Here is a 17766-nt window from a genome sequence, read left to right on the forward strand (position 1 = left end):
TTCAAGAGTCCCCAATCCCCAATCCGCAATTCTCAATTAAGCTGATGTGGTAACTTTGTCGCTAATGTAATTTACAGCGTCTTGAACCGTTAAAATTCCTTCGGCAGCTTCGTCGGGAATTTCAATATCAAATTCTTCTTCCAAAGCCATTACTAATTCAACGGTATCTAAGGAATCAGCACCTAAATCTTCCATAAATGTCGATTCTGGTTTGATTTCGGTACCCTTGTCAACACTAAGCTGTTCGGCAACGATTTCTTTAACTTTGTCAAAAAGTTCCGTTTGGCTCATAGATATAAAGTCCTCAACTAATTGCTAGAATCTGCTCATTATAGGAGACATTTTTTTGAGCATATACATCTTATCGTCAAGCGCGATCGCCAGTATACTGCTAAAGCTTTTTCTGTTAGAAAACTCTAGCCTTGACTCAAAAGAATCGCTCAGTTTTCTTTGTACAGTTGAACAGTAGGGCGTACTGCGCCATCGCCGACACCGTGTAAATGCTTGTGTTTTCCGATTGATTATTGTCTAGAGCGATCGCTCTAACCCAAACTATAGTTATATGCTATCTCAGACACTAAAATACGCTTACTTTCCTGGTTGTGTTGCCCAAGGAGCATGTCGGGAACTTTATCAGTCAACTCAAGCCCTCACTCAAGCACTGGGCATTCAACTAGTTGAACTTAAAAAAGCTGCTTGCTGTGGTTCGGGAACCTTTAAAGAAGATTCCCAACTGCTGGAAGATACAGTCAACGCCAGAAATATTGCCCTAGCAGAAGAGTTAAATCTGCCGTTGCTTACCCATTGCAGCACTTGTCAAGGTGTTATCGGTCACGTTAACGAACATCTCAAGGAATGCCAAACCACTAACCCTGGCTACATCGAACAAGTCAATGGCTTGCTGCATAAAGAAGGCTGTTCGCCTTATCGTGGCAGTACTGATGTTAAACATCTCCTCTACGCCTTAGTAACAGATTACGGTTTAGAGGAAATTACCAAACGTGTGACTCGGAAATTAACTGGATTAAAATGTGCGGCTTTTTATGGCTGTTATCTCCTCCGCGCTCAAAAGTCTATGCCTTATGACGACCCTTTCCAACCAGAAGCAATGGAAAATGTTTTTCGGGCGGTGGGTGCAACACCAATTTATTACCGAGGTCGGACACAATGTTGTGGTTGGCCGCTTTCTAGTTATGCCACTACCCAATCTTTCAAGATGGCGGGGATGCATATTCAGGAAGCCTTAGCTTTGGGTGCTGATTGTATGGTTACACCTTGTCCTTTGTGCCACTTAAATTTAGATTCCCGCCAGCCAGAGGTGGAAAAGGTAATCGAACAAAGGCTAGGTTTACCAGTGTTACATTTACCCCAGTTGATTGCTTTAGCTGTTGGGGTGAGTCCAAAAGAACTGGGTTTAGACCGGCACATTGTTTCTACAAAGCCAGTGTTAGAGAAATTGGGCTTTTTTTGATCGTCCTTTGTCATTAGTCATTAGTCATTAGCAAAGGACAAAGGACTAATGACTAATGACTCATACTAGCTATTGTTGAGTTTACGTTGCAATTCTTTTAAGGATTGATAGATATCTGGCAGGCGATGGTAAATAGCAGATGCCTTGAGATATACTTTGTGGGGCATTGCAGGAGTTCCTGAGACAATTTCTCCTGGTGCAACATCACTGAGAATTCCAGTTTGGGCAGATACTATCGCCCCATCTCCCAACTTCACTTTATTGGCGATTCCCGCTTGTCCAGCTAAGATAACGCGATTTCCCAGTTTGACAGCGCCCGATAAGCCGGCCTGACCTGCAATAGCACAACCAGAACCTATTTGGCAACCGTGGCCTATTTGCACTAAGTTGTCAATTACTGTATTTCGGCCTACCCGTGTTTCCCCTACGGCTGGCCGGTCAACGGCACTATTGCAGCCAATTACCACGCCATCTTCTAAAACTGTATAGCCGGATTGTTCCATTTTGAACCAACCAGTACGGGTAGGAACAAAACCAAAGCCTTCTGCGCCGATGACAGCGCCACTGTGAATAACGCAATCTGCACCAATGTGGGTGCGTTCGTGGATGGTGCAATTGGCGTGTAAAATAGTGCGATCGCCTATTTTGACATCTGGATAGACCACCACATTCGGATGGATAATTGCATCATTGCCAACTTCCACCCCTTGTTCAATCACAACGTGAGGGCCAATATAAACATGACTACCAATTTTTGCTGTGGAGTGAATCACAGCACTGGGATGAATTTCTGGGGCGGGGCGATATGGTTGGTAAAAAATTGCGATCGCTTTAGCAAACAACAATCGCGGTTCTGGAGTACTTAACCAGACAATACCATGTTGTTGTGCGATCGCCTGTAACTTTTCATCCTGGGGCAAAATTAAAGCACTAGCATTGGTCTTAGCGATAAAAGATCCAAATTTTGCCCCCTCCACGTAGCTGAGATTGCCTTTATTAGCCTCATCAATAGCCGCGACTCCTGTAATTTCTGGGTCATGGTCTGGATCAACACTCAGGCTATGAACCGTAGCTGCGTCGCCGAATTGGTGTAAGATTTCGCTGAATTTCATTAGTAAAAAACGCAAATCAAAGTTCTAAGGTTATTACATCAGTAACACGCTAAGATACCATTGCGTTTATCAATCAGCTATTACACTGAGAAAATCTCAAAAAACCACATACCGTAATGAGGATTAGGGAGTGGGGAGATGAGGAGATGGGGGAGTGTGGGGAGAAAAGGGGGCAAGATTTCTTTCCATCCTCCCACACCTCCCAATACGCTTGGGTTAAGGAAATTTATCTGTTTAGGCAGGCTGTTGTTGAGCAGGGGAAGCAGGGGAGGCAGGGGGAGAGAAAAAGGGTTATCCCAAGCGTATTGCCACACCTCCCATACCCCATCCCTTTTTAGCTTCGTAAAGCTAACGCTTCTTTTTCCAGGTTTTCATCCATCCAAGAAAACATATCAGCAATTGATCTAACCATATCTTGAACTCCATCACGAAAGAGTTCAACATCTTTTTCTGACTTGGTGTAGAGTTGGGTTACTTGAATTAATTCATCTGTATGTTCTGGATCTAAGTAGCAATGCAGATGAAAATATTCAATTGTATGGTCATCAATCCCCTTAAATATTTTGCGAAGTCCTTGGATATATTTGGTGAAGATAGCGGGTAGAACTTGCTCAATTGCAGCAAATCTTCCTAAGGAACGCACTATGGGTTCATCATCGCAAAACTCAAATTTCTTAAAGCGTAACGCTGGAATCAGAAATGCTCCATCGTCTGCATTCACATCAATTTTAGGACAATCAATACCTTCCATAAAGCGCATAAAAAGTGCCACATGAGCGAGGTCTGGCTTGAGTTGTCCATGCTCTGTAAACGCATTTTCTAGCATAATGGTTCTAGCATAGTAACTATCCATTTTTGAGGCAACTTTCAAAAAAGCCATATTGAATCTATTTGAGCCAGGTAGCATTTTCATCGCAAACTGGCGGATTGCGTCTTGTGATAATTCTCCGTTGGCAAAGCGCTGCACAAAGGGATGCAGAGATAAATCCTGTGCAGTTGTTATCTCTAATAAAATTTGGTGGAGTTGCTTGGATGTGTGAGTGTCTAAAGAAAGAATTGTAGCCATTTCTTTTGCTGAACAGTGGGTTGTTGTTGATACTGAATTGTCTAATTTGGCGCCAATCATGAATAATGAATCGCGCAGTTTGCATAGCAAAAAAATGCATATCTTTTCTAACTATGCTTTAGACTTTATTTGCAAATGATGATAAAGAATTAGATTTTTTAGAGTTTTATTAAGTATTAAAATCGACATTTGTTAACCGTAGTTAAACGTAAATTTCAAACTTTATACTCCCCAAAAATCCAAATTTTTGGCTAACTAAACCGTATTGTTAGCCTTGCCGAGCAATTTGCTACGCCTGTAGCAAGTCAATTTCAGTATAAGCTCGGTTTTATTCCTGAATGAAATATTAATCTTTAATCTTTTTATACGCAAGAATAAAAATATCTGTTGACCAAATCTTTATTTTTTCAAACTATTTATTAATTTTGTATAAAATTATAAATTAACTTGTGTGTTCCAACAGTTCACTCAGTCTCAAAATACTCTGGAATTTGCCAGAAAATGCAATATTTTGAAAAAGGTTTTACCAGAGAAAAAGACTTACAGCACAAGGTTTTAGGATCTAGAATATAAGATTTATGTTTACTCAGATATACTGGATTTTTTTGGTTTTTTATTGCCTTGCTATAACTGGTCTAAATAATTCATATTCATGCCTAAGTCCTGAGTGCAATCTCAGAGAGACAGTAAAATTATGCATCTAAATACTAATAATTTGAATTTTAAGAACAAAAGAGAGTAAAAAACTTTGTTTAAGCAATATTTACGAGTCTTTACTAATGTTAACTTCAGATATTTACAATTTCCTCAACTTGTAACCAACCATAGTTTATGCTGCAATGAGTGAAACACATGTTCAATGGCCATACCTGTTAAGATTGTGGTATCTCCAGAATCCAGCTAGAATAACGTTTTCAGACATTAAAATCTAAACAGCGAGGATTGCTTATAGCTAGGGAGGAAAAGGAACTGCTCTTAAATCTTGACTTAGACATCTTTATCTAGTCCTGTCTAAGCATTTACAATTGTCTGGTGTGATTACAGCAATAGATAGAAAAGTAGACCGCCCAATTAAGCAAAACCAACCAAGAATTACAACATGATGTTATGCAACGTCAGCAGATAGATAGGTTGCTACGTCAAGCTCAAGAAGATTTAGAAATACGAGTTGAGGAACGTACCGCTGAACTTTCCCGTGCGAATGCACTTTTGCAACAGGAAATCCGTGAACGGCAAGCTGCGCTACACGAACGCCAACGTGCTGAAGAAGCATTGCAGCAGAGTGAGAAGCTTTATCGTCAGTTGGTTGAGAGTCAAACTGACGTGATTGTTCGGACTGACTTGCAAGGAAAACTGACTTTTGCTAATGCAGCCGCGTGCAAAACATTTGGCTCAGAGTTGGATGAGTTGGTTGGTGAATCTATATTTAATTTTTTTCATCCAGATGATTTACCTCAATCGCGGGAAAACATGGCAACTTTAGCGTTTCCGCCCTATTGCTTGAAGGTTTATGAGCAACGCGCATTGACAGTTAAAGGTATTCGCTGGTTTCAATGGAATGTTACTGCAATTACAGATGATCGCGGACAGGTGACTGAAACTCAAGGAGTAGCAAGAGATGTCACTGAACGCAAGCAGGCGGAACAAAAAATCTCTGAACAAGCAGCTTTACTAGATATTGCTACTGACGCGATCTTAGTTCAAGATTTCCAATGCCAAATCTTATTTTGGAATAAAGGTGCAGAGCGTCTGTACGGTTGGCAAGCTTATGAAGTTATAGGTAAAAACCCTGACAAGCTTTTATATAAAAAAACTTCACCACAGCTAAAAGTAGCTCTCCAAAATGTGATTGAGTCTGGCTCATGGCAGGGTGAGCTATATAAAGTTACAAAATCTGGTAAGGAAATTATCACAGAAAGCCGCTGGACACTGATGCGTGATGAAACGGCGCAACCTAAATCCATCCTCACTGTTGATACCGATATTACTGAGAAAAAACAACTCCAAGCTCAATTTCTTCGCGCCCAACGGTTGGAGAGTCTCGGCACCCTGGCTAGTGGTATTGCCCACGACCTCAACAATATATTGACGCCGATTATGTCCTCCTCTCAAATGTTGGCGCTCAAACTTCCCAATCTTGATGTACGTAATCAGCAACTGCTGAAGCTTCTGGAAGATAACTCTAAACGTGCAGCTGATTTGGTCAAGCAGATTCTGACGTTTGCACGCGGAGGGTTTGAAGGCAGAGGCGTTTGTTTGCAAATTGAATATCTGTTATTAGAAATTGAACAAATAATTAATAGTACCTTTCCCAAATCCATCAAAATTAGTAAGAATTTACCCAAGGAAAACCTTTGGACAATCTTGGCAGATCCTACTCAAATACATCAGGTATTAATGAACCTGTGCGTCAATGCTCGTGATGCAATGCCCAAGGGTGGCACCCTATATATTTGTGCAGAAAATCTATTCGTTGATGAAAACTTTGCCAAAATGAATTTGGATGCTCACGTAGGGCCGTATGTAGTTATAACTATAAAAGATACAGGATTTGGGATTCCACCGCTGATTTTTGAGCGAATTTTTGAACCTTTTTTTACAACTAAGGAATTAGGCAAGGGTACAGGACTAGGTTTGCCTACTGTGATTGGCATTGTCGAAAAACATGGTGGTTTTGTAAATGTTGAGAGTGAGGTAGGCAAGGGTACTCAATTTCAGGTTTATTTACCAGCTATCAAAGAAAAAACAACGCAGGAAGCAGAGAAATCAGAATTGCTCAATGGCAAAGGAGAGTTAATTCTGATTGTGGATGATGAAACTGCCATCCTGGAAATCACTAAAACTTCATTAGAAGACCATAACTACAAAACTTTGACAGCTAGTAATGGCATTGAGGCGATCTCATTGTACGCAGAACATAAAAATACGATTAGTGTAGTGTTGATGGATATGATGATGCCATCAATGGATGGGTTAACTACTATCCGCATCCTCCAACAGATGAATGCACAAGTTCAGGTTGTTGGCATCAGTGGCATGACTTCAAACAGCCAACTTGCAGAAGTTACTGAGGCTGGCATCAATGTATTCTTGCGTAAGCCCTACACTTTCCATGAATTATTACACGCTATTAACAATGTCTTGAGCAAGCCATAGCTTTGAGCTTTTAGCGGCTGGTACGCCCTCAGTAGTAGCTGCCAAAAGGCGGGGGAAAAGGTAAGGGGAAAAGGGTAAAGGTTTAAAACTTTTACCCTTTTAGGACTTACGCAAAAACTCTCTAAAACTCTTATTTCTTTGTGTCCTACCCTGCGGGAAGCCGCTTTGCGTCTATGCGTCCTTTGCGGTTCGTTATTTCATGATTTTGCGTAAGTCCTGCCTTTTTCCAATCTCTACGTAAAGTATTGTATATACGATCGCGATAACTCGTAATTATTAAGCTATAGGTAAAACTAGGGGCTTGAAATCAAGAATATAAATTGTTTTTGTCCATCAATGGATTGTGAATCATAGAACCTAAATGAATCTAAATTAATGACGAATTGCAGATTATTTCGTTACTTTGCAATCCTTGACTATGGATTTTCAGGAAAATGTTAAGACTTTATCATTTAATACTAGGTTTGATTTTAGTGCTATTAATCCCGGTGGGAGCAAAATTTGTTCTCCCGCGCTTTTCTCCAAAGAAAGCGCCAAATCCTCCTGCCGTATCAAAACTTTCCAACTCTGCTGAGGGAAATGTCTGGCAGAAAATTCTCGGAAATACTACTGCTCCAACTAACTGGCAAGTTGCTGTTTGTAATGGAAATGCGCCTTTGTTATGTATCTCCTCTAAGGGAAAAGTTTTGGGTACAGTTGAGATTAACATTTACCCACTAGAAAAGATTCCAGATTTTCAAAAGAAACTTGTAGCTGCGGGGATTCCAACTGGTTCTGAAATTGACTACCAAAGTTCTAAATATCAAAGTCAGCTTTTGGCAGCACTCAAGGCTTGGGTTGCAGACAACTATGCTACTTTTGCCAAAGACCGTCAAGCTCAATATGGAAGGGAGATTATTTTATCAACCTACCCACCGCAACCAGTACCAATTGGTAAACTTCAGGGAATCCGCTATGGGTTTGCTGGACTTAACCAAGAAGGTGGAGTACAAGAGCAACATATCGGTCATGTTGCCTTTGACGGGGCTAGACTTTACGTAATTACGACTGCCTTTGATTCAGGTACTCAAACAGGTAAGTTTGAAAAACTGGAAAATTTGGCTATTTTTCAACCTTATTTATACGCGATCGCCGGAGATTTGCGTTTACCGCAGTAGGGATTGGGGATTGGGTATTGGTGACTAGGGATTAGGGATTGGGGATTAGGAATTGGGTCTTGAGTATTAGAAAAACCTCACCAGTCCCCAGTTCCCAGTCCCCCATCAATCTAAATCTCAGCCACCGCCCGTTCAATTAAGCGACGTGCCAAAGTTTGCGTACCTGTGTGTTCATAATAATTGGTTGATACATCCAGGAACGCCGCGAGGTAGTCTAATTTGTCATCGGCGACATCCGCAAAACTTTGCAAGTTGTGGACAACTTTTTGTGGCGTTAAATTATTGGCGTTAACTAACCCACTCATCCAACCTTTAACTGAGTCAAAGCTTTCGCCGATAAAATTGAGTTTACTGCCAGCATTGTTACCCGGAATCACATCTTTGATATTTTGGAAAGTTGAGTTTTGCTCTAACTCCTGGGGATTTGTCTGATTCAGACCGGATATGGCTTTGCTGATGAAGTCTGGGCCTAGAGGTATCAAACCATCAACACAAACTAAGGCTACCATGCGGATGAGTGACTCACCGCTATACTCTCCCAAAGAAGCAACAAAATCCCCAATACTATCTCCGGGAATGCCGTTAATTTGACAGAAGGCTACCAATTCAGCGACTAATTTTAATGTCAAATCGATGGTTTGGGCTTTGTCAGGTTTGGGAGTGACAGAGTTTAAAAAACCCAACAAAGGAATTTTCTCACCGACTTTGTTAGCTAAAGCTGCTGCACCAAGGGCTTTATCTGTATTATCAACGGTTTGATATAGCCACAAAGCTGTTTGATATCCCTGAGATTTATCGTTGAACAGATAAATGGCTCGTTCGCCAATTTGCTGAATTAAATCTTCGTCGGTTTCGAGAGTAACTGTCTTAATTGTGTTGACAAAGCCGACGGTATTTTGCCACTGGCCAGGAGCAACAAAATCGAGGGAATTTAACAAAGAAACAGTTAAGCCGCCGGTTGGTAATTCATCAACCAACTGAAAAATCGATTTGCTCACAAAAATCTCCTTATTTCAGGTTTATTATCTTGAGAATGCGGCTCATTTGAGTTTAGCTAGACCCTTGAGATTAAATTTTTCTAGCCAATCTGCGCGATCGCTAGCTGTAAACGACGGATCGCGAGAAAGTACTTTTACTTGATACTTCCCTACTAAAATTGCAGTTTGCGTGTTACCTAGTTCTACTGCGGGATAACCGCCAATTTTTTTGGTGCTTTTCGAGAACTTTGCTGCTGTTGCTGGTACGCTGCTGGTATCGGAAATAGAGAGCAGAGCTATATCTTTACCGCCTTTTTTCAACTTCGCTTCAGCAAAACCCTTTTTCTCTTGGGTATAGACGCGTTGGTAGCCACCACTAGCATCTGGGAAAAATTTGTTAAATTCGCTACCTTGAGTTGCTGTCTTAGCCACGGCTTGACCGCTTTTTTGCTTAGTGCTGTCTTGCTGCGCCTGGTCGAAACGTCCTGGTGTTTTTGCAGTACAAGATGTTGTCAGTAGTATTACTGAAAGTAACAACGCAGCTAAAACTCTACGCCCACGGTGTAAAACCATTTTGGATTCTCCTGATACTTGAGCTTTGAGGCAATTATCTGCGGTGCTAGTGATTTTGACTCAGAAAATTTACTTTTTGATAATGATTGTTGGGTATTTATAGTAATCGGCTTTGATTTTTGAAATTATTTACACAGGTACAGACGCGATTAATCGCATCTGTACAAGAATAGGGATTAGCCTTTTCGAGGTGTACGGTGGTTTTTCAGGCAATCAAATAGGAGTCGTATAGTTAACTGCGGTAAGCAATAACAGCATAAAACGGATCTCCTCCGGGTGCGCCCAGCCACTGTAAAAAATTCGGTACTGTTGATTTATGAACGATAACTTCTGGGGTGCTAAATCCTGGTACTGAGGCGAAGTAACCCTTGACTAATTCCACTCGTTGTGGTTCTGAAGCTTCCCGCCAAGCTTGAATCGCTTTTTGAAAGAACATCCGGTTAGAAAAGCTGATGATGGCCACACCACCGGGTTTGAGGATGCGGTGAATTTCGGAAAATATTGCTTCTGGATATTGGACATACTGCACAGATACGCAATTGAGAACCGCATCAAAATCTTCATTTGGCAAAGGAAGTTGGGGATTTTCGTTGAGGTTTTGCACAAAGTAATGATTTAGGCGGGGATTGCGTCCTAGTTCTTCGCCGTTGAGTCCGTGTCCCTCGATATGGGAAAATTGGATCTCTTCTGGCAGATGGGAGACCCAGCTGCTCATCATATCAAGGATGCGGGTGTTGGGTTTGAGGCGATCGCGATATAAATCCGTTAGTTGTTGAATAAATCCTTCATCTACATGAGTGACGAAGCGAGGATAAGCGTAGAATAGGCGATCGTCTGTGTCGTCTAATTTTAAGCGTTCATTCGGTCTTAGCTGCATAAATCTCTCGTGTAGATAACTTTTTTCCAAAAATGCGGCAATTTCAGGTATTTTTAAACAACCACTCTGTAACATATTTTAATAATAGTAAGATACATCCGACAAAAGTCAGAAGACAGAATTCATAACTAAGAAGTAAAACAAGTTTTATGTCTGGCTTTAAGGGCTAGTTTGTGGTAATAGTTCAGGAGTTAGGAGTTAGGAGGAGGCAGTGGGATCTTGAGGTTTACCTTATGAGCAACTGCCATTAGGAATAGTTGAAAAATCAATGATTGTATACCTAGTTTATTTTTCTCAAATTATCAAGTTTGTGTATTTAAACCTTGTTAATTCTGAATTCTGAAGTCTTATATCAAACTTGATCATCCATCATAAAATAAGTCCACATAGCAGCATCTATATTCTTCTAAATTTCAATGTTTTACAAATTACAGTTTTTGCAGTATATTTGGCGCAAAATCCTGCTGTTAGCAGCATCACCCCATTTGACTTTGTTAGTTTGGATACTACCTTTATTAATATTCAATTCTGGTTATAACAGCCTGATAGCACATGATGAAGCGCTTTATGCTTCACGGGCACGTCTGATGTTTGATTCTGGTAATTGGATAGCACCTTGGGAAAAGGCACATCACAAAACTCCTGGACCTTATTGGTTAATTGCCAGTTTCTATAGGTTGTTTGGCATCAATGATATTAGTGCGCGTCTTCCTAGCATGATTACAGGAATTCTGTGCTTATGGCTTGTATATGAAATCGGCAAAATTATTCTGGGTAAAAAATTAGCTTGGCTAGCATCTGCAATTTTAAGTGTGGAATTTCTCTGGCTGCAATCTTGTCGTTTAAGTACACCTGATGTGCCTCTAGTTTTCTTGGTAATTTTAGCGATTTTGTCTTTTTTGAAAGCAGAGTTAAATCCGAAAAAACGGTACTTTTGGAGTTTTATTGCTGGTTTAAGTCTAGGTTTGGGCTTCTTAGTCAGAAGCTTTATGATTTTTATACCAATCTTAGCTTTATTGCCTTATTTAATTTTGGATCGTAGGCGTCATCGTCATCTGACTAACCCTATTTTATATTTAGGCTTTTTCGTGGGTTTGATTCCTACCTTCGTTTGGCTATGGCTGAGTTGGTTACATTATGGAAATCAAAGTTTTGAGGAGTTGTACAAGTTTGTAATATATCAAGGTAGTAATGGTAATGATAATTATCATACGAATTTTCTCTTCTATGTATGGAATATCGCCCTCAAAGGATTTCCCTGGGCTTTTTTCGGAATTTTAGGACTATTTTTGGCTATTCGTCGCCCCTTGCGCTACCAATTGTTACTAGTTGGATTTCCAATTATCTTCTTTATTGAAATTAGTATTTTTACGACTCGTTTTTCTCACTATAGTCTTTGCCTTTATCCTTTCGTCGCTTTGTTTGCATCTGTGGGTTTAAACTGGCTAGGCAAAATTTACGAGTTAGAAATTCCCCCACAATCCTCTATTCAAAAAGGTAAAAAAAATATATTAAACTTTTTTGCCAAGCAGAATCTTCCCCGAAACTTCAGTTATGGCTTTGGCGGGTTTGGTGTTTTACTTATCATTGCCAGTATTGTGGTTCTTGCTTGGGGTAGTCCCGATATCCGCAAGTATGTAATTATTGGCTTGGCTATGGGATTGGGTTGGTTAATTTTACCTGTAGTGTGGATTGGTCGTTATCATTTTGGCAAAAAGTTTCTCACAACTCGTTATTGGATTGCAGGTTGGTTAATTCCCTGTTGGTTAGCTTTAGCGGCGATGGGGACTACGGGACTATTAAGTGACTATAACCCGGCTTTAAGAGTTTTTCTGCAACAAAGTGCGATCGCTTCCATTCTAAAAACTAATCCGATATACTTTGTGGAAATAGATGATAAAGTCCAAGTGCTGCTCGATTTCTACATTGCTATTGACGATAAACGAGTAGCCTCCTTTTCCGAAGTACCAGCTAATAGCTATGCTTGGACTTCTAAAGATCAATCCCCTAAGTTATCCAGACCTCATCGCGTTCTCGCTACTGTCAAAGAGTACCAGTTTATTCAACTACTTCCTTAAATTTTGTCATTTGTCATTTGTCCTTTGCCTAAAACTAATTACCAATCCCCAGTCCCTAAAAAACAGCTATTGCCAAAACATATTAATTTAGATAGTATATGAATATTACGCATACTAAATATTTTAGCAAATGGTTTCTACATCTAATGAATCCCCAACTTTAGAGTCGTGGCAGCAAAACCTTGCACCATATAATTTGGGCTACAGAATCAAATTACTCTCGCAACTACTTGGACGTAAGTTTACTGATAGACTAGAACCCTTTGGGTTGACGCCATTTCACTGGTTGGTGTTGTGCTGTCTTTGGCAAGAAGATGGTTTACCTACCTCTAGTATCGGGGACAAACTCAAACAAGTGGGCGGTACTCTAACTGGGGTACTAGACCGGATGGAAGAACGTGGCTTGGTACGTCGGGAACGCGATACTCATGACCGCCGCATCTGGCGAATCTGGCTAACGGATGCAGGTAAAGAACTACAAACTGTCTTACCTCCAATCGCCGCAGCAGTCCGTGATGAGGCGATGAATGGTATCTCCTTTGCTGACCGGGAACTGTTTTCCCAAATCTTGAATCAGGCCATCGCTAACCTCTCCTAAGATCCTCCCACAATCACCCAACCGGAGGAAGCAAGGTTAAGATTTATTTTGAGAAAATATTACGCATACTAAATAAAAGCCAGATAAAGGCTCGTAACTAAATAATACGTATTCTAAATAAACGACAGTTAATCAAATCATTCTGCAAGGACTTAAAAATTATGGCTGCCAATAGCTTGAACGGACGCAAGGATAACCAAACCCCAGTTTTAGAAAAAGAATTGATTACAGATTCAGAGACTTTAGAAGCTGTAGAGACAGTTGAAGCACCTGTTATAACTCCCAAGACAGAAAAAGAAGTTCCACCGAAGCGTAAAAAACCCATTGGTTTGATTTTGGCAGGATTAGGTGTAGGTGCGATCGCCGCAGGTGCTTTTGGCTATAACTACTGGCAATATTCCTCTACCCACCAACAAACAGATAACGCCACGATTGTGGGAAATATTCACCAAATTAGTAGCCGCATTCCCGGAACTGTGACCCAAGTGCTGGTGAATGATAATCAACTAGTGCAACCGGGACAGTTGTTAGTGAAGTTAGATCCACGGGACTATGAAAGTAAAGTCCAACAAGCACAAGCAGCATTAGAAAATGCGCGTGGTCAGGCGCAAGCCGCGCAAGCGAATATTGCCTTAGCTTCAGAAACCACCACTGGTAAGACAACTCAGGCGCAAGGGGATGTCAGCAATGCTGTTGCAGCAATTTCTACTGCACAAGCAGCAGTCCAAGAAGCGCAAGCCGGCATACCAGCGGCGCAAGCGGAAGTCAAGTTAGCCCAAGCAGGGATTCCCGCAGCCCAGGCGCAGGTAGCCCAAGCAAATGCCAACTTAGAAAAAGCCCAAGCAGATTACAATCGTTACAACGAATTGTATAAATCGGGTGCGATCGCTCGTCAGCAATTAGACACAGCCAAAGCGGCATATGATGTAGCTGTAGCGCAGAAAAATGCTGCTGTTCAGGGAGTAGAACAAGCCCAAGCCAGATTAGCCTCGGCCAAAGTTGGCGTCGCCAAAGCCCAATCTCAGTTAGCACAAGCCCAAGAAAGTGTAGTCAGCGCCCAAGCGAAATTGGCTGCATCCAAGGGAGGATTACAACAAGCGACAGCAGGCGGCCAAGATACAACAGCAAAACGTAGTCAATACGAAGCAGCAAAAGCAGCGATCGCTCAATCAGAAGCATCTCTCAAAGACGCGCAATTGCAACTATCCTACGTTAATGTTACCGCTCCTAGTGCTGGACGCATAGGTAGGAAAAACGTGGAAGTTGGTAACCGAGTTGCAGCGGGAACACCATTAATGGCGATCGTGGATAATCAGAATTGGGTAGTTGCAAACTTCAAAGAAACTCAATTAGAAAAGATGCGGCCAGGAGAACCAGTAGAAATCAAACTGGATGCCTTTCCTCATCATAGTTTTGTTGGTCGTGTTGACAGTATTTCCCCAGCTTCCGGCGCTCAGTTTGCCTTATTGCCACCAGATAATGCTACAGGTAACTTTACCAAAATTGTACAGCGCATCCCGGTAAAAATAGTTTTCGACCAAAAGAGTATTCAAGGATACGAATCGCGGATTACACCAGGGATGTCTGCGGAAGTTGCAGTGGAAGTTAAGTAGTACCAAAGTGCTTGCAAATAGATGAAAAACATCTTTCTGCTTATGACTTCAGAGAGGCGTATCAAGATCAGGCCAGATGATATCTATGAAAGCAGATTGGTATAAAAACAACTGACATGAAAAAACCGCTACTACCTGCATTAAGGTCAAGAAACTACCAGCTGTTTTTTGCCGGACAAGGTATTTCCCTGATTGGGACGTGGATGACACAACTTGCCACGATTTGGCTAGTTTATGACTTGACGAACTCCCCATTAATGCTAGGAGTTGTAGGATTTTCGAGTCAAATTCCTAGCTTTTTTTTAGCTCCCTTTGGTGGAGTATTTGTAGATCGCTTTTCTCGATATCGTACCTTAATTGGTACGCAAATCTTGGCGATGATTCAGTCGTTAGCATTAGCAGCGTTGGCGCTGACTGGTGTAATCCAGGTATGGCAAATCATCGCCTTGAGTTTGTTTCAAGGATTTATTAACGCCTTAGATGCACCAGCACGGCAAGCATTTGTGCCAGAATTGGTTGAACGCAGGGAAGATTTAGCCAATGCGATCGCCATTAACTCTACAATGGTCAACGGTGCGCGATTAATTGGCCCTGCGATCGGGGGTTTACTAATTGCCAGCATAGGAACTGCCTATTGTTTCTTAATTGATGGGTTGAGCTATATTGCTGTCATCGCTGCTTTATTGGCGATGAAAATTAAACCTTGGAAAAATTCGGTAACTGATGGTAATCCCTTGGAAAAAGTTAAAGAGGGATTTGTATATGCCTTTAGCTTTCCACCCATCCGAGCGGTTCTATTGCTATCAGCTTTAGTTAGCCTTCTCGGATTACAAAACACTATTCTTGTACCAGTTATTGCTGAAGAAGTTCTTAAAGGTGGCGCCGAAACCTTGGGGTTTTTGATGGCGGCGTCTGGAGTTGGAGCTTTATCAGGTGGTATTTATCTCGCTACACGGCAAACAATCTTGGGAATTGGTAAATTGATTGCTTTAGCTCCGGCAATTTTAGGAATTGGTCTGATTAGCTTTTCTTTCTCCCGATTTTTACCACTTTCTTTATTCACTATGTTATTTGTTGGCTTGGGAACAATTCTGCAAATTGCTGCCAGCAATACATTTTTACAAACAATTGTTGAAGAAGATAAACGCGGAAGATTGATGAGCTTATATACAATGTCATTTTTAGGAATGATTCCTGTGGGCAATTTATTAGGAGGTGTATTAGCAAATCGTTTTGGTGCTACCAACACTTTAATTTTTGATGGGATTGCTTGTATTATCTGTTCTATCATTTTTAGTAAACAGTTGCCGGCTTTAAGACAAATAATGCGTCCAATTTATGAAAAGAAGGGCATTTTAATAAGTAATAAAGCTTAAAATAAAAAACGCAGTTAAATGTATAAAATATAAATCATAATTTTTTGGTGACTTAACCTTTAGATTGGAACAAAATTATGGCTAATACAGGTGTAATTCGTCAGCCAGGAAGAAATCCTGCTGTCCCACCAGATCGTGTACCACTAAGAACCTGGATTGGTGTATTAGCAAGTATGCTTGGTGCATTCATGGCGGTCTTAGATATTCAAATAACTAATGCTTCCCTGCAAGATATTCAAGCAAGTTTAGGAGCAACTCTAGAAGAAGGTTCTTGGATTTCTACTGCCTATCTGGTTGCAGAAATTGTAGTAATTCCTCTAACAGGCTGGTTGTCAAGAGTTTTTTCTCTACGACGTTATTTATTAGTAAATACTGCCCTATTTATCTTCTTTTCTATATGCTGTGCTTGGGCGTGGAATCTGAATTCGATGATTGTGTTCCGCGCCTTACAAGGTTTTTGTGGAGGAGTATTAATTCCCACCGCTATGACAATTGTCTTAACGACCTTACCGCCATCAAAACAATCAGTAGGATTAGCAGCATTTGGTTTTAGTGCAGTTTTCGCCCCATCAATTGGCCCGACATTAGGAGGTTGGTTAACTGAAAATTTTGGTTGGGAATACAACTTTTATATCAATTTAATTCCAGGGGCATTAATGCTAGCTGGTGTTTGGTACGGAATTAAGCAAGAAACACCCCAAATTAGTTTATTAAAACAAGGTGACTGGTGGGGAATTATTGCGATGGCAATTGGATTAGGTTCCCTGCAAGTTGTTTTAGAAGAAGGTAGCCGCAAAGATTGGTTTGGTTCAGCATTGATTGTACGCTTAACTATAATTGCAGTAATTTTTTTAGCAGTATTTTTCTTTATAGAATTAACTCGTAAACAACCATTTATTAATTTGCGGCTGTTGTTTAGACGTAACTTTGCTTTAGCGAGTATTGTGAATGTCTCTTTGGGAGTAGGACTGTATGGTTCAATTTATATTTTACCTTTGTATCTTGCCCAAATTCAAAAATATAATGCGTTGCAAATTGGTGAAGTATTAATGTGGGCTGGGATTCCCCAACTATTTATTATTCCTTTAATACCCAGATTGATGCAACGTATTGATGTGCGATTAATGGTAGCTGTTGGTGTGACTTTATTTTCCATTAGTGCATTTATGAATTCAGGAATGACTCATGAAACAGGGCTAGATCAATTACGCTGGTCACAATTTGTACGTGCAATGGGACAACCCCTAATTATGATACCACTTAGCTCTATTGCCACTGCTGGGTTGAGTCCAAAAGAAGCAGGTTCAGCCAGCGGTTTATTTAATATGATGCGGAATATGGGCGGTTCTATTGGAATTGCTTCTTTGGCAACTTTATTAACAAACAGAGAACAATTTCACTCCAATAGATTGGGCGATGGAATATCTTTATATGACCCAGCAACTCAACAGCGAATTGACCAAATGACACAATATTTTATCAGCCGAGGAGCGGATTTAAGTACAGCACAAAATCAGGCGATCGCATCTATATCAAATATTGTCCGCCGTGAAGCATTTGTAATGGCTTTTAACGATTGTTTTTACTTTATTGGCATTGCTTTGTTACTGAGTGGAATTGCCATTTTATTCTTTAAAAAAGTGAAGGCAAGTGGTAGTGCTGTCGCTCATTAAATTTGTGGTATGGGTTAAAATATTTGATAAAACTACTCA

The 17766-nt window shown here is 40.8% G+C and carries 14 protein-coding genes; 8 read left to right on the top strand and 6 right to left on the bottom strand.

From position 1 onward, the window contains the following. Positions 1-36: 36 nt before the first annotated feature. A complete protein-coding gene (gene acpP / locus ACM0OY_RS22010; protein WP_414570967.1) occupies positions 37-291 on the bottom strand; it encodes an acyl carrier protein in 255 nt (84 codons plus the stop codon). 271 nt (positions 292-562) lie between these two features. Here acpP and ACM0OY_RS22015 point away from each other — a divergent pair, with 271 nt between their 5' ends. Beyond that, on the top strand, positions 563-1471 hold the full coding sequence (locus tag ACM0OY_RS22015; RefSeq protein ID WP_414570968.1) for a CoB--CoM heterodisulfide reductase iron-sulfur subunit B family protein: 909 nt from the start codon (positions 563-565) through the stop codon (positions 1469-1471). 65 nt (positions 1472-1536) lie between these two features. Here ACM0OY_RS22015 and lpxD read toward each other — a convergent pair whose 3' ends face one another. Continuing rightward, complete coding sequence (gene lpxD, locus ACM0OY_RS22020) at positions 1537-2583, bottom strand: UDP-3-O-(3-hydroxymyristoyl)glucosamine N-acyltransferase (RefSeq protein WP_414570969.1); 1047 nt, start codon at positions 2581-2583, stop codon at positions 1537-1539. 334 nt (positions 2584-2917) lie between these two features. Further along, a complete protein-coding gene (locus ACM0OY_RS22025) occupies positions 2918-3649 on the bottom strand; it encodes an iron-containing redox enzyme family protein (protein ID WP_414570970.1) in 732 nt (243 codons plus the stop codon). Positions 3650-4756: 1107 nt separating this feature from the next. Here ACM0OY_RS22025 and ACM0OY_RS22030 point away from each other — a divergent pair. Further along, positions 4757-6805, top strand: a complete 2049-nt coding sequence (locus ACM0OY_RS22030) for a PAS domain S-box protein (protein WP_414570971.1) — start codon at positions 4757-4759, stop codon at positions 6803-6805. Between the two features lie 434 nt (positions 6806-7239). Next, positions 7240-7962 (top strand): hypothetical protein, encoded by a 723-nt coding sequence (locus ACM0OY_RS22035; protein WP_414570972.1) that lies wholly within the window; start codon positions 7240-7242, stop codon positions 7960-7962. A 110-nt stretch (positions 7963-8072) separates the two neighbouring features. Here ACM0OY_RS22035 and ACM0OY_RS22040 read toward each other — a convergent pair whose 3' ends face one another. From ACM0OY_RS22040 to ACM0OY_RS22050, 3 genes are all read right to left on the bottom strand, one after another. Next, entirely contained in the window at positions 8073-8960 is an 888-nt protein-coding gene (locus ACM0OY_RS22040; protein WP_414570973.1) for a hypothetical protein, read from the bottom strand. A gap of 42 nt (positions 8961-9002) precedes the next feature. Continuing rightward, the gene (locus tag ACM0OY_RS22045; RefSeq protein WP_414570974.1) at positions 9003-9512 is read right to left on the bottom strand and encodes a hypothetical protein; all 510 of its coding nucleotides are present in this window, start codon (positions 9510-9512) and stop codon (positions 9003-9005) included. A 232-nt stretch (positions 9513-9744) separates the two neighbouring features. Then, positions 9745-10389, bottom strand: coding sequence for a class I SAM-dependent methyltransferase (locus ACM0OY_RS22050; RefSeq protein ID WP_414570975.1), 645 nt, complete (start codon positions 10387-10389; stop codon positions 9745-9747). Between the two features lie 416 nt (positions 10390-10805). Here ACM0OY_RS22050 and ACM0OY_RS22055 point away from each other — a divergent pair, with 416 nt between their 5' ends. From ACM0OY_RS22055 to ACM0OY_RS22075, 5 genes are all read left to right on the top strand, one after another. Beyond that, positions 10806-12467 carry an ArnT family glycosyltransferase gene (locus ACM0OY_RS22055; protein ID WP_414570976.1) on the top strand — a complete coding sequence of 554 codons (1662 nt, stop codon included), beginning with the start codon at positions 10806-10808 and terminating at the stop codon, positions 12465-12467. 130 nt (positions 12468-12597) lie between these two features. Then, positions 12598-13065, top strand: coding sequence for a MarR family winged helix-turn-helix transcriptional regulator (locus tag ACM0OY_RS22060; protein ID WP_414570977.1), 468 nt, complete (start codon positions 12598-12600; stop codon positions 13063-13065). Positions 13066-13226: 161 nt separating this feature from the next. Continuing rightward, positions 13227-14678, top strand: a complete 1452-nt coding sequence (locus tag ACM0OY_RS22065) for an HlyD family secretion protein (RefSeq protein ID WP_414570978.1) — start codon at positions 13227-13229, stop codon at positions 14676-14678. Positions 14679-14794: 116 nt separating this feature from the next. Beyond that, positions 14795-16054, top strand: coding sequence for an MFS transporter (locus ACM0OY_RS22070; RefSeq protein WP_414570979.1), 1260 nt, complete (start codon positions 14795-14797; stop codon positions 16052-16054). Between the two features lie 77 nt (positions 16055-16131). Then, on the top strand, positions 16132-17727 hold the full coding sequence (locus ACM0OY_RS22075) for a DHA2 family efflux MFS transporter permease subunit (RefSeq protein WP_414570980.1): 1596 nt from the start codon (positions 16132-16134) through the stop codon (positions 17725-17727). Positions 17728-17766: the final 39 nt, after the last annotated feature.

This window comes from Nostoc sp. CCY 9925 (assembly GCF_963920935.1).
Taxonomy (GTDB): Bacteria; Cyanobacteriota; Cyanobacteriia; order Cyanobacteriales; family Nostocaceae; genus Nostoc.